General features: G+C 64.2%; 12 protein-coding genes. 7 read left to right on the top strand and 5 right to left on the bottom strand.

Translation table 11 applies throughout. The features are described from left to right. Positions 1-123 precede the first annotated feature (123 nt). The 4 genes from XcyCFBP4188_RS01750 to nudE are packed head-to-tail and all read right to left on the bottom strand — an operon-like array spanning position 124 to position 2,784. Complete coding sequence (locus XcyCFBP4188_RS01750; protein ID WP_006451453.1) at positions 124-459, bottom strand: YnfA family protein; 336 nt, start codon at positions 457-459, stop codon at positions 124-126. Continuing rightward, positions 456-1,430 (bottom strand): nucleoside triphosphate pyrophosphohydrolase, encoded by a 975-nt coding sequence (gene mazG / locus XcyCFBP4188_RS01745; RefSeq protein ID WP_233397305.1) that lies wholly within the window; start codon positions 1,428-1,430, stop codon positions 456-458. Before mazG ends, XcyCFBP4188_RS01750 begins: the two co-directional genes overlap by 4 nt. Before the next feature lie 8 nt (positions 1,431-1,438). Beyond that, positions 1,439-2,239 (bottom strand): 3'(2'),5'-bisphosphate nucleotidase CysQ, encoded by an 801-nt coding sequence (gene cysQ, locus XcyCFBP4188_RS01740; RefSeq protein ID WP_006451451.1) that lies wholly within the window; start codon positions 2,237-2,239, stop codon positions 1,439-1,441. Next, positions 2,236-2,784: an ADP compounds hydrolase NudE gene (nudE, locus tag XcyCFBP4188_RS01735; protein ID WP_006451450.1), complete on the bottom strand. Its 549-nt coding sequence runs from the start codon at positions 2,782-2,784 to the stop codon at positions 2,236-2,238. The genes cysQ and nudE overlap by 4 nt, the downstream gene beginning before the upstream one ends. A 41-nt stretch (positions 2,785-2,825) precedes the next feature. On the opposite strand from nudE, the gene bioA reads away from it, so the two are divergent. Together bioA and XcyCFBP4188_RS01725 are read left to right on the top strand one after the other, a co-directional pair. Then, positions 2,826-4,244, top strand: a complete 1,419-nt coding sequence (bioA, locus tag XcyCFBP4188_RS01730) for an adenosylmethionine--8-amino-7-oxononanoate transaminase (protein WP_043909538.1) — start codon at positions 2,826-2,828, stop codon at positions 4,242-4,244. After that, entirely contained in the window at positions 4,235-4,969 is a 735-nt protein-coding gene (locus tag XcyCFBP4188_RS01725) for a 16S rRNA (uracil(1498)-N(3))-methyltransferase (protein WP_006451448.1), read from the top strand. The genes bioA and XcyCFBP4188_RS01725 overlap by 10 nt, the downstream gene beginning before the upstream one ends. Before the next feature lie 116 nt (positions 4,970-5,085). Here the strand turns inward: XcyCFBP4188_RS01725 and XcyCFBP4188_RS01720 are convergent, their stop codons facing one another. After that, positions 5,086-6,084 carry a glucokinase family protein gene (locus tag XcyCFBP4188_RS01720; RefSeq protein ID WP_006451447.1) on the bottom strand — a complete coding sequence of 333 codons (999 nt, stop codon included), beginning with the start codon at positions 6,082-6,084 and terminating at the stop codon, positions 5,086-5,088. A gap of 720 nt (positions 6,085-6,804) precedes the next feature. Here XcyCFBP4188_RS01720 and XcyCFBP4188_RS01715 point away from each other — a divergent pair. The 5 genes from XcyCFBP4188_RS01715 to XcyCFBP4188_RS22985 all read left to right on the top strand — a co-directional run bounded on the left by XcyCFBP4188_RS01715 (position 6,805) and on the right by XcyCFBP4188_RS22985 (position 17,986). Beyond that, positions 6,805-9,546, top strand: a complete 2,742-nt coding sequence (locus XcyCFBP4188_RS01715; protein WP_104591530.1) for a TonB-dependent receptor — start codon at positions 6,805-6,807, stop codon at positions 9,544-9,546. 208 nt (positions 9,547-9,754) lie between these two features. Continuing rightward, positions 9,755-11,446: an alpha-L-fucosidase gene (locus tag XcyCFBP4188_RS01710; RefSeq protein ID WP_006451445.1), complete on the top strand. Its 1,692-nt coding sequence runs from the start codon at positions 9,755-9,757 to the stop codon at positions 11,444-11,446. Positions 11,447-11,460: 14 nt separating this feature from the next. Continuing rightward, complete coding sequence (locus XcyCFBP4188_RS01705; protein WP_104591529.1) at positions 11,461-12,516, top strand: glycosyl hydrolase family 18 protein; 1,056 nt, start codon at positions 11,461-11,463, stop codon at positions 12,514-12,516. Between the two features lie 322 nt (positions 12,517-12,838). Beyond that, complete coding sequence (locus XcyCFBP4188_RS01700; RefSeq protein WP_167393492.1) at positions 12,839-15,283, top strand: family 20 glycosylhydrolase; 2,445 nt, start codon at positions 12,839-12,841, stop codon at positions 15,281-15,283. 21 nt (positions 15,284-15,304) lie between these two features. Continuing rightward, on the top strand, positions 15,305-17,986 hold the full coding sequence (locus tag XcyCFBP4188_RS22985; protein ID WP_104591528.1) for a beta-mannosidase: 2,682 nt from the start codon (positions 15,305-15,307) through the stop codon (positions 17,984-17,986). Positions 17,987-18,072: the final 86 nt, after the last annotated feature.

The raw sequence follows: 18,072 nt of genomic DNA, 5'->3' as shown, positions 1-18,072 counted from the left end.
CCGCAGCAATTTGCGTAGCCACTCCTGTGAGCTGCCATCGAGTCGCTGCATCCGCACGTTGCGATGCTCGGTGCGTCGCCAGCGTGGCGCTGCGTCAGCCGCACGACCTCGCCATGCGCGCGATCAGACGCTACGCGGCGAAAACATGATGATGGCCATGCCAAGCAGGCAACAGGCGGCGCCCAACAGATCCCAACGCGTCGGCGTCACCCGGTCCACCCACCACAACCACAACAAGGCGCTGGCGATGTAGACGCCGCCATAGGCCGCATACACGCGCCCGCTGGCCTCGGGATGCAGGCTCAACAACCATACGAAGATGGCAAGGCTCAATGCGGTCGGCAGCAACAACCAGATGCTGCCGTCCTTGCGCAGCCATAGATAAGGAAGGTAGCAACCGACCAGTTCGGCGACCGCGGTAGCTGCGAACAGCAGCAGCGTGGTCGGTGCGGAATTCATGCGCGGTCTGGCTTGTCGAAATCTTGCTTGTTCAAATCCTGCTGGTGGCGGTCTGCCTGATGCGGGTCGGAGGCATCGAGACCTTGCTCGCCGACGACTGACTGATAGGTGGCAGGTTTGCCAGCGACCAGCTGGTCGAAAGCAGCCGGATCCTCGCCTCGCTCGCCGCGCTTGACCTGTTGCCACAGCGCTTCCTGTTGGTCCAGGGACAGTGCTGCCAGGTTGGTGTCTGCGGTCTGCGCCAGCGCTTCCATGGCGCGAAAGCGGCGCTCGAATTTGAGATTGGCATGGCGCAGTGCGGCGCCCACATCGACCTTGGCGTGCCGCGCCAGGTTGGCGCAGACAAACAACACATCGCCAAGCTCGTCTTCCAGCCGTGCCTGGTTGTCGGCGACCGGGCCGCGTGCGAACTCCACGCGCAATTCTTCGATTTCTTCCTGCAGTTTTTCCAGCACCGGTGCCGGGCCGGGCCAGTCGAAGCCGACCCGCGCCGCGCGCGACTGCAGCTTGGTGGAGCGCTGCCACTCCGGCAGGCCGCGTGCGATACCGGCAAGTGCGGAGTCGTCCTGATGGCCGGCTGCACGCCGTTCTTCGCGCTTGATCTGCTCCCAGTTGGCGCTCACGGCCTGCGCGCCGTCGACCTGTTGATCGGCGAAGACATGCAGGTGGCGGCGCACCAGCTTGTCGCTGAGTGTGGCGACCACGTCGGCAAAGTCGAATGCGCCCTGCTCTGCTGCCATCTGTGCATGGAAGACCACCTGCAGCAGCAGGTCGCCCAACTCGTCGCGCAGGCCCGGCAGGTCGTTGCGATCGATGGCGTCGGCGACTTCGTAGGCTTCTTCGATCGTGTACGGCGCAATGCTGGCGAAGGTCTGCTCCACATCCCAGGGACAGCCGTGCTCGCGATCGCGCAGACGCGCCATCAACTGCAGCAGGCGCTGGATGTCGCCGGTCGGCGGGGTCTGAGGCATAGCGACGCTCATACCAGCCAACTGCGCCACGGCAGATTCGGATCGCCCAACGCGATGAAATCACCGTTGAGCAAGGTGTCGCGGCGGTTGTAGCGAAACGGTTTGCCGGAGCCGCCCGCCAGCAACACGCCGCCGGCGGCATGCAGCACACACTGGCCGGCAGCGGTGTCCCACTCGGACGTGGGGCCGAAGCGTGGATAGACGTCGAGATCGCCTTCGGCGATGCGGCAGAACTTCAACGACGAGCCCTGCGCCACCACATCGATCTCGCCCATGCGCTCCAGTGCGGCCGCGGTGCGCGCGTCGCGGTGCGAACGGCTGGCGGCCACCCGTAGCGGTGTGGCGGCGGGCGTGCGCGTCTGCAGCATTTCGTCGCGATGGCCATCGCGGCGGTAGGCGTTCTCCCCGCGCGCCGCGTACCAGACCCGGCCATCGACCGGTGCCTGCACCACGCCGAGCACCGGCGCGCCCATGTGGATCAACGCGATGTTGACGCTGAACTCGCCGTTGCGCTTGACGAACTCGCGGGTGCCGTCGAGCGGGTCGACCAACCAGTAACTGGTCCAGTACTGGCGTTCTTCCCAGGCGATGTGCGCGGATTCTTCCGACAGCACCGGCACGTCCGGCGTGACCCGGCGCAGCGCATCGACGATGACGCGATTGGCGGCCAGGTCGGCCTGGGTCAGCGGGCTGGCGTCGTCCTTGATCTGCACCGCGAAGTCCTGCGCGTACACCTGCATGATCGCATCACCCGCCTCGCGGGCAATGGCGATCACGGTTTCGCGCAGTTCCATCGGAATGCGGATCATGGATTGCGCTCCAGCCACTCGCGCGCAATGAACAGGGCAGCCAGCGAACGGCCTTCGGAGAAATCGTCGCGCAGCATCAAGTCGGCCAGACGGGCAATCGGCCAGGGAATCACTTCCATCTCTTCGGGCTCGTCGCCAACCAACCGCTCGGGGTAGAGATCGCGCGCCAGCACCAACCAGGATTGGTGACTCATATAAGTAGGAGCGAGCGTCATCGCGCGCAGCACCTGCACCTGGCGCGCGCCGTAACCGGCTTCTTCCTTGAGTTCGCGGTCGGCCGCCTGCTCCGGCGTCTCGCCGGCATCGATGCGGCCCTTGACCAGACCCAGCTCGTAGCGATGCACGCCGGCGGCGTACTCGCGCACCAGCAGCACGGTCTGCGCATCCAGCATCGGCACCACCACCACCGCGCCGTGGCCCTGGCTGAGTTGGCGTTCGTACAAGCGGCGCTCGCCGTTGGAAAATTCCAGATCCAGTTGCTGGCGACGGAACGGCCCGTCACCGAGATCGGTGATCTTGTGGATGGTCGGCAGACGCGGGCTCATGCGTGACACGCAGGGGCGGGGGCGACCGATAGAATAGGCGTATGCATCGACATGTTCATGAGCCCGAAATCCTAGCAGACCCGGCAGCCTCTCAAGCTGCCGAACATTGGCGGCAACGCGATCTTGAGGTGCTGTGGCACCCCTGCACGCAGATGCGCGAGCACCCGCACACACTTCCACTGGTGCCGATCGCGCGTGGCGACGGTGCGTGGCTGGTCGGTTACGACGGCCGCCACTATCTGGATGCGGTCAGCAGTTGGTGGACCAACCTGTTCGGCCACACCGAACCGCGCATCGGCGCGGCCATCGCGCGCCAGGCCGGCGAGCTGGAGCAGGTGATGCTGGCCGGCTTCACCCATGCGCCGGCAGTGCAACTGGCCGAGCGCCTGTTGGCGATTGCGCCACGTCAGGCCGGCCGCGCGCCGCTATCTAAAGTGTTCTATGCCGACAATGGGTCGGCCGGCGTGGAAGTGGCGTTGAAGATGGCCTTCCATTATTTCCACAACCGGGGCGAGCATCGCCGCACCCGCTTCGTGGCGCTGGAAAACGGCTACCACGGCGAGACCATCGGCGCGCTGTCGGTCGGCGACATTCCGCTGTATCGCCGCGTGTATGCGCCGCTGCTGCTGGAATCGATCTTTGCGCCCTCGCCGGATGCGTATCTGGCCGAGCCCGGACAGAGCGCGGAAGACTATGCGCTGCAGGCCGCCGATGCGTTGCAGGCGTTGTTTGAACGATCGCCCGGCGAGATCTGCGCGCTGATCCTGGAGCCGCGCGTGCAATGCGCAGGCGGCATGCGCATGTATCACCCGGCTTACTTACGGCGTGCGCGCGAACTATGCGATGCGCATGGCGCGTTCTTGATCGCCGACGAGATCGCCACCGGCTTTGGCCGCACCGGCAGCTTGTTCGCCTGCGAGCAGGCCGGTGTCATGCCTGACCTGCTGTGTCTGTCCAAGGGATTGACCGGTGGCTTTCTGCCGCTCTCGGCGGTGCTGGCCACGCAGCAGTTGTACGACGCCTTTCTCGATGATTCGCGCGAACGTGCGTTTCTGCATTCGCATAGTTACACCGGCAATCCGCTGGCGTGTGCGGCGGCACTGGCCACCTTGCAGATTTTTGCAGACGACGATGTGATTGCGCGCAACCAGCACACGGCCGCGCACATGCGCGCATTGGCCGCGCAGATCGGTGAACACCCCGACGTGGCGGACGTGCGCCAGGCCGGCATGATCGTGGCGTTCGAGCTCACCCAGGGCGGCGACAAGCGCACGCCGTTCCCGGCAGCGGCGCGGGTGGGCCTGAAGGCCTATCGCGCGGCCCTCGACAAGGGCGTGGTGCTGCGCCCGCTCGGCGATGTGCTGTACTGGATGCCGCCGTATTGCGTGGACGAAGCACAGCTTGCGCTGCTGGCTGCCACCACCCGCCATGCCATCGAGGAGGCCGTTGCATGCGCCTGACCCGCTCGCATGTCGCGCTGCCGCTGCACTGCGACCAGGAAGTGACGCTGCCGGAGGAGTCGGCCAATCACCTGCTGCGTGTGCTGCGACTGCGCGAGGGCGATGCCTGCATCCTGTTCAACGGCGACGGCAGCGACTACCACGCGCGTATCACGCTGGCCGGCAAGCGCGAAGCGCGCGCAATGCTGGAACGTGCGCAGCCGCTGTGCAACGAATCGCCGTTGTCGATCACGCTGATCCAGGGCATCGCGCGCGGCGAGAAGATGGACCTGATCCTGCAGAAGGCGACCGAGTTGGGGGTTGCGGCGATCGTGCCGGTCAACGCCGAGCGCACCGAGGTCAAGCTGGATCCGGCGCGGATGGAAAAACGCGTGACGCACTGGCGCAGCGTGGTGATCTCGGCCTGCGAGCAATCCGGGCGTGCACGCGTGCCCACGGTCGCTGCGCCACTGGGCCTGCAGGACGCGGCGCAGGCCAGCGATCCGCATGCGCTACGGCTGACGCTGGACCCGCATGGCGAGCATCGCCTGGCCACGCTGCCGGTCGCCGCGCAACAGCGTGTGATCGTGGCGATCGGGCCGGAAGGCGGTTGGTCGCCGCGCGACCGCGCAATCCTCGGCGAGGCTGGTTTCAGCGGGTTGCAATTGGGTCCACGCATTCTGCGCACCGAAACCGCAGGGCTTGCGGCGATTGCGGCGCTGCAGTCGCGGTTTGGGGATCTATAGGGCGATGCTGCGGGTCGTCTGATGCTCGCTCTACAGCGTAGGAGCGCACCTGGGCGCGACGAGGCGTTATCGATAACGCTTCATCGCGCCCAGGTGCGCTCCTACGGGAGATCGAATCAGCGCCCGTGCTGCAAAAACCAGCTGGCCGCGCCGATCACACCGAGCTGGCCATGTTCGACGATGCTGACCGGCACCTGCTCCAGCGCTGGACGCAAGGCGCCCTTGTCGAGCAGGCGCGCGACGAAGTCGCTTTCGGCGATGAAGGTGGCGATCTGCGGCAGGAAGCCGCCAGCCAGATAGACACCGCTGCGCACGCCGTACAGCAGGATCATGTCGCCGACCACGCTCCCCATGAAACCGCAGAACGCCTGCAAGGCATCGCGTGCCAACGTGTCGTTACCGGCCAATGCGGCGGCGGTGACGTCAGACGGGCTGGCGTGCACGGCCGACTCGCTGCGCAGTGCGGCCAGCGCGGTATAGAGATTCAACAAGCCCGGGCCGGAAAGCAGATGTTCGGTGGCCACGTGCGTGCGCGTGCGGCGCAGTTGCTGCAGTAACGCCACTTCCAGATCGCTGGCTGCCGCGAGTGCGGCGTGGCCGGCTTCGGTCGGCAACACCACCGCGTTGGCGCCGTTGGGAATCCACAACGCTGCGCCCAACCCGGTGCCGGGGCCCAGGATCAGCGCCGGACCTGTTGCACCCTGCGGGGGGCCAGACAACTGCAGGACCTGATTGCCGACCATGTAATTGGCCGCATAGGCGACCGCTTCGAAATCGTTGACCAGATGCAAGGCCTGCATGCCGAGCTGGCTGCGAATCTGCCCCGGTGCCAGCACCCACGGCAGATTGGCGGTGATCACGCTGCCGTCTTCCAGCGCGTAACCGGCGCTGGCGATGACGCCGCGCTTCACCGGCGCACAGCCCAGCTCCGCGAAGAATGCCGACATGATCTCGGCCAGGCCCGGGTAATCGGCGCAGCGGTACTTGCGGTAGTCCAGCACAGTGACCGGCTTGCGTGGATCGATGCTTTCGCACACCAGCGCCAGGCGCACATGCGTCCCGCCCACATCTGCGGCCACGAAGGTTTCGGTGCGCGGAAAAGACACCGCGTCCATTGGGCTGCTTGCGCTCACGCGTTCTCCTGATAAATGGCAGCGGGCCGGTGTCATGTCCCGTTAGCCGACGAACGGTAACGGGTAGACAACGTTGTCAGCAATCGCCCTGTAACGCAACCGTTGCGATCACGATTTATGCGGGGCGCTGTTGATTTCATCATCCACCAAAAATCCGCATCTGTGGCAGCGATTTCCGCACAAATCAGCGTCGGGACGCATTGCATTGCGAATTCACCATAGAAACAGCGAATCGCGATGCGCACGTTCTCACGCCGTGCTGCGCAACTGCATCGGCGCAAACGGAACCCTGTCGCAAATTTGCTGCATTGCAGCGCAATCGCAGGCGCTTCAGAGATCTGTGACGATGTGTTGACAACGCTGTCAACGCTACGCGAGACTCGATCCAAATCAGGGTTCTGGCAGGAGGGGCCATGGACTGTTCGGGACTGAACATCGGGCCATCCCCTCGCCTGCCGATTCCGGATTCGTGAGTGGTGCGTCACCCGACGTTCGACTCGCTGAAGTCGCATTCGCCACACCGCTTCACCACACGGGGGACACCTCCTCTACCACGCGAATCGCCTGGACCCGCTTCTCACGACGCGTGCCAGCGCAATCACCGCGATCGGTCAGGGCGTGTTGTTTTGCCGGCCACGCCGAGCGCGTTGCGCCTCACCACGGGCCATCCGCGCTCAAAGCACTAACCAACGAGGTTTAGCCATGCACAGCCGCACCACGACGTTAGCATTCTGTATTACCGCCGCCCTGTACTACTCCGGCGCTGCCATGGCTGCCGGACAAGAACAGCAAGCCGCTCCGCAAGCTGCTCCAAACGCGCCCTCGTCCACCACCGAGCTGGACACGATCACCGTCACCGGCTACCGCGCTTCGCTGGAGAAGAGCCAGGCGGTCAAGCGCTCGGCCAACTCGATCGTCGACGCCATCAGCGCCGAAGACATCGGCAAGTTCCCGGACATCAATGCGGCAGAATCGCTCTCGCACCTGCCGGGCATCAGCGTCGACCGCCAGTTCGGCGAAGGCGAAAAGGTCAGCATCAACGGCACCGACCCGGCATTGAACCGCGTGCTGCTCAATGGCCAGACCATCGCCTCCGGCGACTGGGGCGGCAACCCGACCGACACCAGCGGCCGTACCTTCAACTACACGCTGCTGTCGCCGGAAATCATCGGCCTGATGGAGGTCTACAAGACCCCCGAGGCGCGCATCGACGAAGGCTCGATCGGCGGCACCGTGATCGTGCACACCCGCAAGCCGCTGGACCTGCCCAAGAACACCATCCGCGGCTCGATCGGCTACAACTACAACGATCGCTCGGAAGAAGGTAATCCGCGCGGCTCGGCGTTGTGGAGCTGGAAGAACGACGACGAAACCTTCGGCGCGTTGATCTCCGCCACGCACGACAAGCAGGACCTGGCACGCGCCGGTATCGAATACTTCGGCTACACCACCGGTGCCAACATCCCCGCCAGCGCCACCATCACCGGCGACGGCAGCGATGTGGCCACCGCCCGCGTGCCGGCCGGCATCAGCAGTGCATTCTTCCAGCAGACCCGCGAGCGCAGCGGCCTGCAGGGTGCATTGCAGTGGAAGCCCAACGAGCAGAACGAGTTCAACCTGACCGGCCTGTACATCAAGGGCAAGTACAACAACTTCAGCCAGGCGCGCTATGTCTGCCCGAACTGTTCTTCTCCGGCAGCCGATGGGTCGCTGGACGCGAACGGAAACCAGGTCCAGATCAACAATATGCGTCTGATCGATAGGGCGACAGTACAGGATGGCGTGGTCACGTCTGCAAATTTCGCCGATAACGGTCTTGCCCAACCCTATTCGCAGCTGGACACGATCTATCGCGAAAGTACTGTTACCACCAAAAGCCTGAACCTGCGTCACGACTGGTCGGGCGAAAAGTGGGTCTTCACCACGCAGGGTGGTTACACCGAGGCGACGGGTGGCAAGAACCCCGAATACCTGATGAAGTACCTGATGCAGGATGGCGGCTATAACTACGCCTTTGATGGCCGCAACACTGCGGTCAATTATGAGAATGGTGGCGCGGCCAACTGGGTGTTACCGGGCAATCCGGCAGGCCTGGCACCAGGTCAGGTGGGTAATGTTCCCGGTACAGGGACGCCTATCATGCAGGCCGGCGGTATCGCCTACCAGAAGAGCAAGGACGACGAAAAGTACTTCCAGTGGGACGCCTCGCGCGACCTGGAATGGGGCCCGTTCACCAAGCTGCAGTTCGGCTACAAGTACATCAACCACAACAATGGCGTAGAGGCACGCGGCAATCGCATCAACTCCACCGACGCAGTGTCGTTGACGCAGTTCAATCCCGGCAGAACGCCCAGCAGCCTGTACGACGGTTTGGGTGCCAGTGGCGATCTCACCAACTGGTCGACCGCGAGTCTGGATTCGGTGCGCAACTATCTATTGTCGCAGCCGCAGGGCCCGTACCGCACCGATTTCGGCGCCTCGTTCCAGGTCAAGGAAATCACCCAGAACGTCTACACGCAGTTGAACTTCGAATCCGGCCAGTGGCGCGGTAACGTGGGTGTGCGCCTGGTCGACACCACCGACAAGTCCGAGTTCTGGCAGAGCAACGATGGCGGCACCAACTTCGACCGTGTTGCCGAGACCAACGACTATCGCAAGGCGCTGCCGAGCTTCAACATCGCCTACGACATCACCGACGACACCGTGCTGCGCTTCTCGGCGGCCAAGGTCATCGCGCGTCCGCGCTACGCCGATCTGGCCGGCACGTTCACCATCAACAGCGGTACCGGCGATCTGACTGCCAACGGCGGCAACCCGGATCTGAAGCCGTACGAATCCACCAACTACGATCTGGCGGCCGAGTGGTATTTCGCCCCGTCCAGCATGTTGTCCGGTGAAGTGTTCTATCGCGACATCAGCTCCTACATCGTAAGCACTACCACCACGCAGCCGTTGAATCCGGCACCGCCGGCCCGGCCGGGCGATTACCAGGTCACCACGCCGGTCAACGTGTCGGACGCCAAGGTCACCGGCGTGTCGGTCAACTACCAGCAGACCTTCGGTCTGGGTTTTGGCTTGCAGGCCAACTACACCTTTGCCGAATCCGATTCCAGCTCCGGCTTGAACCTGCCGTACCTGTCGCGCGATACCTACAACGTGATTCCGTACTGGGAACACGGCGACTGGACGGTGCGCGTGAACTACAGCTACCGCTCGAAGTACTTCACCCAGATCGGTCGCCTGCAGTCGCGTGACTTTGCAGATGCCTACAAGCAGCTGGATTTGAACGCCTCGTATCAGATCACCGATTACATGGGCATCACCTTCGGCGCGACCAATCTGCTGGATTCCACCTACCGGGTCTTCAGCAACACGCGTGATACCCCGACCGCGTTCTACAAGAACGGCCGCGGCTACCAGGCCCAGTTGAACTTCAAGTTCTGATGTAGTCCCGGCGCGCCACCGTCCCTCCACGGTGGCGCGCTTTTTTTTGCCTGTCGTTGCGCCTGCAGCGCCAGGCCATCGGTTGCATTCAGAAGTGCCACTGGCCATATCCCTTCGCGCTTGAAGGACTATCGCCAGGCCCGCTTCCGCCATCCACGTGCCGGTTGCCGTCTTGCCAACACGTTTCGCTTACAGGAGTGCAGTTCCCATGACGACCGATAGCCGCCACTACGCGGCTCCATCCCGCCGCCACGCCGGAGCTGTACCCAGGAGTCGCGCGCTTGCGCTCGCTCTGCTGGTGGCCTGCCCGGTGCTGTCGTTGCACGCGCAATCGCCAACCGCGCCCACTGCGCCGACCGCCACCACGCTCAGCCCCGAACAGATCGATCAGCAGTGGCTCAGCGCCACCGCCAAGTACGCACCCGAGCGCGAGCGGCTGGTACACGAGGCAGAACAAGGCGCACGCAAGGGCCCGTTCCGCCCCGACTGGGCGGCACTGAAGAACTACCAATCGCCGGCGTGGTACGACAACGCCAAGTTCGGCATCTTCATCCATTGGGGCGTGTTCTCGGTGCCGGCGTTCGGCAGCGAGTGGTACTCGCGCAACATGTATCTGCAAGGTTCCAAGGAGTTCGCGCACCACGTGGCGACCTATGGCCCGCAGGCGAGCTCCGGCTACAAGGATCTGATTCCCAAGTTCACCGCGCCCAAGTTCGACCCGAATGGCTGGGCCAAGCTGTTCCGCGACTCCGGCGCGCGTTATGTGGTGCCGGTGGCCGAACACCATGACGGCTTCGCGCTGTACGACTCCAAGCTCTCCGATTGGACCGCGGTGAAGATGGGGCCCAAGCGCGATCTGCTGGGCGAGTTGTCCAAGTCGATCCGCGCGCAGGGATTGCACTTCGGCTTGTCCTCGCATCGCGCCGAGCACAACTGGTTCTTCGACGGCGGGCGCAAGTTCGATTCGGACGTCAACGATCCGCGCTATGCGGCGCTGTACGGCCCGGCGCAGGTGCGCCTGCCGGGCAAGGACGATGCCGATGTGGCCAACGACTGGACGCCGGTGTCGCAGGCGTGGCTGGACGATTGGTTGGCACGCACCACCGAATTGATCGATACCTATCAGCCGGACCTGATCTATTTCGATTGGTGGATTGCCCACCCCACCTTCCGCAGCAGCCTGCCGACCATGCTGGCCTACTACTACAACCAGGGCGCAGCGCGAACCGAGGCCGATCGCGGCGTGGTGGTGAACTACAAGCTCGGCGCGTTTCCGGAAGGCGCCGGCACGCTGGATATCGAGCGCGGCCAGCTCACCGGCATCCATCCCACCCATTGGCAGACCGATACCTCGGTGAGCAATGCCTCGTGGGGCTATATCGAAAACGACACCTACAAATCGCCGACCTTCATCATTCACATGCTGGCCGACGTGGTGGCCAAGAACGGCAACCTGATGCTCAACATCGGCCCGCGTGCGGATGGTTCGATCCCCGAGACCGAGCGCGGCATCCTGCTTTCGATCGGCAAGTGGCTCAAGACCAACGGCGGCGCGATCTACGACAGCAAGCCGTGGCGCGTGTACGGCGAAGGCCCCACCGAAGTGGTGGGCGGCACCTTCCAGGACGTCAAGACCAAGCCGTATACGGCCGAAGATTTCCGCTTCACCACACGCGATGGCGCGTTGTTTGCGATCGAACTCGGCTGGCCGGCCGGTGGCAAGGCGGTGATCCGCTCGCTCACCTCCGCCGATGGCGTGCGCGGTGTGACGTTGCTGGCCAACGGCAAGAAAGTGCCGTTCGAGCAGCAGGCCGACGGCCTGCATCTGACCCTGCCGGCCAAGCCGGTCGGCGAACACGCCTACGTTTTCCGCATCGACCTTTCTTCCTCCACTCCCTGACGGATGCTGTTTTCATGAGCAAGCGATTGACCTGGATACTGCTCGCGCTGGCGTTTGCCTGTGCGCCTGCCTTGGCCAAAAACCCCACGGCGTTGTTCTATCTGATGAACACGCAGAAATCGACCAACTCGTTCATCGCCAACGTCGACAAGATCGATGTGGTGGTGCCGACCTGGTACGGCGTGGACCAGAACGGCCTGGTCAACGGCACGCCCAACACGTACCTGTACGACATCGCCAAGCAGAACAAGCTGCGGGTGATGCCGATCCTGTCGATGACCACCGGCCGCGACGGCTTCCACAAGCTGATGCACGACGAAGCGGCCAAGAAGCGCATGATCGAGTCGCTGCTGATCCACGGCAAGCAAAACAAGTACTACGGCTTTCAGTTCGATTTCGAAAACATCGCCTGGACCGACCGCGACGCCTACACGCTGATGGTCAAGCAGACCGCCGATGCGCTGCACAAGGCCGGTTTCAAGATGTCGGTGGCGGTGGTGCCGAATGCGCCGGGCCATGCCGAAGGCGGCCAGTTCTCCAAGTGGATGTGGGAATACTGGCGCGGTGCGTATGACCTCAAGGCGCTGGGCCAGGCCGCGGATCTGGTCAGCATCATGACCTACGACCAGCACACCCGCTGGACCACGCCCGGCCCGGTGGATGGCATGGTGTGGATGAAGAAGCATCTGGATTACGCCATCACCCAGGTGCCGAAAGAGAAGCTTTCGCTCGGCATCGCCACCTACGGCTACCGCTGGTACACCGGTAACCCGGTGAAGGAAGACGGCACCGAAGCGTCGAACATCGCGGCCACGTATATCGATGCCGATGAATCGTTTCCGCTGGCGATCGAACAGAACGCCACCGTGCAGTGGGATCCGGTCGAGCAGGAATCGTGGTTCTACTTCTATCGCGACGATATGCGCGAGTGGGTGTTCCGCCCGGACGCACGCAGCTTCAAGGCGCGCTACGACATGGTGAAGCAGTACGGCCTGGAAGGTTTCAGCTGCTGGGTGCTGGGCGCCGAAGACCCGAAGGTGTGGGACGAGTTGCCGAGCGCGCAGCGCTAAGCGCGTTGTCGCAACGTTGCACGACCTGGCGGGCGCGGCTCGGTGCTTGAATCGGGAGAGACCGACGATTCCGGCACCGCACGCGCCCGTTTTGTTGCTGCTTGCGATGTGCATTCGCCGTTCTACAACGCCCCTTGCACACTGCGCGCACGCGAACGAAGCGTGCGCCAGTCCCTGCGTCATCCGGCATGGCTTTGCTACTGTGCGTGGCTGCCGTGTTCTCGCCGCCACATCGGGATGTGATTGCATGAAGTCGAACTCCGCACCTGGCTTGCGCTTGTCGTTATCGCGCCGGCTGTCGCTGCGCAAGCCATCATCGAGCATGCGGTCACTGAGCATGCAGTCGTCGAGCCTGCTGTTATCGAAGAGGCAGTCGTCGCGCCTGCTTGCACTGGCGTTTGCTGCGATGGTGGTAGCTGGTTGCGGCCAACGCGATGCAGCGAGCACGCCGGCTGCGGCCAGTCCCGGCAGCGCCTCGACACTGCCTGCCACCAATGCACCGCTGCCCCTGATTCCCGCCCCGGCCGAAGCCAGGCGCGGCAGTGGCAGCTTTCGCGTCGGCACCGGCACGGTGATCTCGATTCCCACCGGCAACGCCGAAGTGCGCCGCAGCGCCGAGACGCTGGCCAGCCTGCTGCAACGCACGCGCGGCCTGACCCTGGAAGTGCGCACCGAAACCAGCGCCTCCCCGCACAGCATCCGCCTGGAGCGCACACCGCAGGCACCGGTGGCGCACAAGGAAGGCTATAGCCTGGACGTGGATGCCAAGGGCATCCGCATTGCCGCACGCGATGGTGCAGGCTTGTTCTATGGCGCGATCAGCGCCTGGCAACTGATGACACCGGACGCGCGCAAGGGCGAGGTCGAGGTGCCGTCGGTGGCGATCCGCGACTGGCCGCGTTTCAGTTGGCGTGGTCAGCATCTGGATGTGGCCCGCCATTTCCATGACGTGGCCACGGTCAAGCATGTGCTGGATGCAATGGCCGCGCACAAGCTCAATGTGCTGCATTGGCATCTCACCGACGACCAGGGCTGGCGCATCGAAATCAAGCGTTACCCCAAACTCACCGAGGTCGGTGCATGGCGCACCCCGCCCGGTGCCGGCCGGCACGGCACACCCGAGCGTTACGGCGGTTTCTATACGCAGGAACAGATCAGCGAGATCGTTGCCTATGCGGCGCGTCTGCACATCACCGTGCTGCCCGAGCTGGACATGCCCGGGCATGCGCAGGCCGCGGTGGCGGCGTATCCGGAAGAGGTGGGCGTGCCCGGCCAGCGCACCCAGGTCGGTGTGAATTGGGGTGTCAACCCGTATCTGTTCAACACCAGCGAGCGCAGCCTGAGCTTCATCACCAACGTGCTGGATGAAGTGCTGACGTTGTTCCCGTCGGCGTATATCCACATCGGTGGCGATGAGGCGGTCAAGGACCAATGGGAGGCCTCGCCTGCGGTGCGCGCGCAGATGCGCAAGCTCGGGGTCAAGGATGCGCACGCGATGCAGGGCTGGTTCAACGCGCAGCTGGCGCAGTACCTCACCCAGCAAGGCCGGCGCATGATCGGCTGGGATGAAATTCTGGAAGGCGGCGTGCCGGCCAGTGCATCGGTGATGTCGTGGCGCGGCGTCGAAGGCGCGGTGACGGCAGCCAAACAAGGTCACGACGTAGTGCTTGCACCAGGCGACTGGCTGTATCTGGACAATCTGCAGACCACGCGAAGCGACGAGCCCAACGGCCGCCTGACCATCCTGCCGCTGTCGAAGGTCTACGCGTTCGACCCGGTACCAAAAGAACTCAGCGCCGAGCAGGCCACGCATGTACTCGGTGCGCAGGGCGCGCTGTGGTCCGAATACATTCCATCGAAGTGGCATATCGATCACGCGCTGTTCCCGCGTCTGTCTGCCGTTGCGGAAGTGACGTGGTCGCCGGTGGCTGCGCGCAACTGGAAGGGTTTTCTGGCGCGCCTGCCGGCGCAATTGCAGCGCTACAAGGCGCTGGACATCGACTACAGCGACGGTGCATTCGCTGCCGATATCGCACTGGAATCCGGCCCCAACCCGGTGCTGGCGGGTGGCCCGGCCAAGGTGGCGCTCCGCACCCAGGCTGGCGCAGGCACGCTGCACTACACCACCGACGGCAGCGATCCCACGCCGGCATCGCCGCGCTACGAGGCGCCGTTTACGATCCAGCTGCCGACCACGGTCAAGGCCACTGCATTCGCATCCGATGGCACAGCGCTGGCCGCCACGCGCAGCCGCACGTTTGATCGTGCCGGGTTGTTGCGCGTGGATACGCAAGGCCTGCGCGACTGCGTCGAGACAGGGGCACTCGGCCTGCGCTTGCCGCTATTGCCGGAGATGACCGCTGCCGATACGCCGGTCTACAACGTCGATCTGTTCCATGCCTGCCGCCTCTATCCGCAGGCGCGCCTGGACGGCATCGGTGCGATCAGGGTCGAGGCCGCACGTCTGCCGAACAACTTCGGTCTGGCCCATGAACAATCCAAGGTCGTGCAGTACCCGGCCAAATCGCGCGGCGGTGAGCTGGAAGTGCGACAAGGCTGCGAGGGCGAACTGCTGGCGAGCGTACGTCTGCCCCAGGGCGACAGCGTGGGCGAGCAGCTCACCCTGGAAACCCCATTGCCTGCACGCACCGGCGTCCATGATCTGTGTCTACGTTTCACCGCACCGATTCGCGGCCCGTTGTATGCCATCGGCGCCGTCCAGTTGATTGAAACCACCGCGCAGGCGCCCCCCGCCGCCACGCGCTGATCCATCCAAGGAGAGTCACCCATGCCCCTGTCCCGTCATCGTTTCGTCCCCACCCCCGCCCGTCTCGGGCTTGCCCTGGCCTTCGCCATCTCGCAGGCCTGGGCCGCGCCGCCCACGGCAACGACCCTGGACACCGGCTGGCAGGTGCGGCTGGTGCCGGGTCAGGAACAGGCCAAGACCTATCCGAAAGCGGCGGCATGGTTGCCGGCGCAGGTGCCGGGCGCGGTGCAGACCGATCTGATCGCCGCCAAGGTGGTGCCGGACCCGTTCTATCGCGACAACGAAGGCAAGATTCAGTGGGCGGGCCTCAGCGATTGGCAGTATCAAACACGCTTCAACGTCGATGCGGCCACGCTCAAACGCGCGCATGTCGAACTGGTGTTCGATGGCCTGGATACCTTTGCCGAGGTCACCCTCAACGGCAAGCCGCTGCTCAGCGCCGACAACATGTTCCGGCAGTGGCGGGTGGATGCGAAATCCCTGCTCAAGCGCGGCGACAACGTGCTCGAGGTCAAGCTGTTCTCGCCGATCAAGAAGATCCAGCCGTGGTTGGCCAAGCAGCCGTACGCGCTGCCGGGCGCCTACGATTCGGCATTCGGCGACGAACCCGAGTCGCGTCATAGCTCCACCTACGTGCGCAAGGCGCCGTACAACTTCGGTTGGGATTGGGGCCCGCGCATGGTCAACGCCGGCATCTGGAAAGACGTGCGTGTGGAAGCCTGGGATGCCGTGCGCGTGGACGGGCTGCATATCGCCCAGCAACGTGTGGACGCCGAGAGTGCGCAACTGCAGGCGCAGCTGGAACTGCAGGCTGGCCGCAGCGGCCCGGTGCAGGTGACGCTGGATGTGCTTGGGCCGGATGGGAAGAGTGTCGGCCAGTTCACCCAGCAGGCGGTGGTCGACCCGGGCCAGAACCGTATCGATCTGCCGGTGCGCATCGCCAAGCCCAAGCGCTGGTTTCCGGCCGGCTACGGTGCGCAGGACCGCTACACCTTCGTGGCCAGCGTGCGCGATGCCGATGGCGACAGCCAGCAGATCAAGCGCATCACCGGCCTGCGTTCGGTGGAGCTGCGTCGCGAAAAGGACAAGTACGGCAAGAGCATGGAGATCGTGATCAACGGCATCCCGATCTTCGCCAAGGGCGCAAATCTCATCCCGCTGGATGCGTTCCCCGCGCGTGTGAGTCACGAGCGCATGCGCAGCACCCTGCAGGATGCGCGCGACGCCAACATGAACATGCTGCGCATGTGGGGCGGCGGGCATTACCAGGACGACCATTTTTACGAGGTGGCCGACGAGCTGGGCATCATGATCTGGCAGGACTTTATGTTCGGTGGCGCGGTACCGCCGTACGACGTGGAGTTCCGCGAGAACACCCGGCAGGAGGCGATCGAACAGGTCAAGCGGCTGCGCGACCATCCCAGTATTGTTCTCTGGTGCGGCAACAACGAAGTGCAGACCGGCTGGGAAAACTGGGGCGACCGGGTCAAGTTCAAGCAGTCGGTGGACCCGGAAGAACGCACGCGTATCGAGCGCGGTATGACCACCTTGTTCGGCACGGTGTTCCGCGAAGTGGTGGCCACCTACGATAGCGACGTGCCGTACTGGTCCACCTCGCCGGGCACCAACTTCGATGGCGCCGCCGATCAGGCCAACGATGGCGACATGCACTACTGGAAGGTGTGGGGCGGCCCTGCACTGCCGGTGACCGAATACCTCAACGTCACCCCGCGCTTCATGTCCGAATACGGCCTGCAGTCGTTCCCGGATATGCGCACCGTGCGCGCGTTCGCCGAACCCGGCGACATGGATCCGGAATCGCCGGTGATGCGCGTGCATCAGAAGTTCGACAAGGGCAACGGCAACAAGCGGCTGATGCTGTATATCCGCCGCGAATTCGGCGAGCCCAAGGATTTCGAAAGCTTCGTCTACCTGAGCCAGCTGATGCAGGCCGAGGGCATCAACCTGGCTGCCTCGCATCTGCGCGCCTCGCGTCCGCAGTCGATGGGCTCGCTGTACTGGCAGCTCAACGATGTGTGGCCGGGTGCGTCGTGGTCCAGCGTGGATTACTACGGCCGCTGGAAGGCGCTGCACTACCACGCCCGCCGCTTCTACGCGCCGGAGCTGATCGCCGCGCTGCGTAACGACAAGGGCCAGACCGAGGTGTCGCTGGTGTCCGACCGCACCACCCCGCTGGCCGCACGCTGGCGCATGCGGGTGATGAGCATGGATGGCAAGCTGCTGAGCAAGCGCGAAGAGAAAGCCACCGTCAAACCGCTCAGCAGCCTGCAGGTCGGCAACTTCAGCGACAAGCAATTGCTGGGCAGCGCCGATCCTAAGCGCAGCTATGCGGTGTTAGAATTGTTGGACGGCGAGACGCTGTTGTCGCGCGAAGTGGTGTTCTTCGCACCGGCCAAACAAGTGGCCTTGCCGAGCGCGAAGATCGACAGCCAGTGGCGCGTTGATGGCGATGGCTATGCACTGACGCTGTCCAGCCCTACGCTGGCGCGCGAGGTGTGGCTGTCGTTCGGCGATGTGGATGCCACGCTGTCGGACAACGCCTTCGACCTGTTGCCGGGCGAGCCGTTGACCGTGCACGTGAGCAGCAAGGCTGCGCTGGCGCAGTTGCAGTCCACGCTGCAGGTGCGCGACCTTGCGAGCACGCTGGCCGGTGCACCGCCGGAGGCGGCCGAGACGAAGTAAGGCGCCGGAAAAGGCGTCGGCTGATTGCGCAGCGCTCGCACAAAGGCGCTGCGCGATCAGCGAAGAGGGCGGTTTGCGCAGTGTCT

The sequence above is a fragment of the Xanthomonas hortorum pv. cynarae genome, from assembly GCF_002939985.1.
Lineage (GTDB): Bacteria > Pseudomonadota > Gammaproteobacteria > Xanthomonadales > Xanthomonadaceae > Xanthomonas > Xanthomonas hortorum_D.
Note: the sequence above shows the minus strand (reverse complement) of the source record. Positions and strands in the feature narration are given on the sequence as shown.

Bases quoted from the DNA above. Each gene is read 5' to 3' on its own strand.
- XcyCFBP4188_RS01750 (WP_006451453.1), bottom strand. From the start codon at position 459: ATGAATTCCGCACCGACCACGCTGCTGCTGTTCGCAGCTACCGCGGTC.
- mazG (WP_233397305.1), bottom strand. From the start codon at position 1,430: ATGCCTCAGACCCCGCCGACCGGCGACATCCAGCGCCTGCTGCAGTTG.
- cysQ (WP_006451451.1), bottom strand. From the start codon at position 2,239: ATGATCCGCATTCCGATGGAACTGCGCGAAACCGTGATCGCCATTGCC.
- nudE (WP_006451450.1), bottom strand. From the start codon at position 2,784: ATGAGCCCGCGTCTGCCGACCATCCACAAGATCACCGATCTCGGTGAC.
- bioA (WP_043909538.1), top strand. From the start codon at position 2,826: ATGCATCGACATGTTCATGAGCCCGAAATCCTAGCAGACCCGGCAGCC.
- XcyCFBP4188_RS01725 (WP_006451448.1), top strand. From the start codon at position 4,235: ATGCGCCTGACCCGCTCGCATGTCGCGCTGCCGCTGCACTGCGACCAG.
- XcyCFBP4188_RS01720 (WP_006451447.1), bottom strand. From the start codon at position 6,084: ATGGACGCGGTGTCTTTTCCGCGCACCGAAACCTTCGTGGCCGCAGAT.
- XcyCFBP4188_RS01715 (WP_104591530.1), top strand. From the start codon at position 6,805: ATGCACAGCCGCACCACGACGTTAGCATTCTGTATTACCGCCGCCCTG.
- XcyCFBP4188_RS01710 (WP_006451445.1), top strand. From the start codon at position 9,755: ATGACGACCGATAGCCGCCACTACGCGGCTCCATCCCGCCGCCACGCC.
- XcyCFBP4188_RS01705 (WP_104591529.1), top strand. From the start codon at position 11,461: ATGAGCAAGCGATTGACCTGGATACTGCTCGCGCTGGCGTTTGCCTGT.
- XcyCFBP4188_RS01700 (WP_167393492.1), top strand. From the start codon at position 12,839: ATGCGGTCACTGAGCATGCAGTCGTCGAGCCTGCTGTTATCGAAGAGG.
- XcyCFBP4188_RS22985 (WP_104591528.1), top strand. From the start codon at position 15,305: ATGCCCCTGTCCCGTCATCGTTTCGTCCCCACCCCCGCCCGTCTCGGG.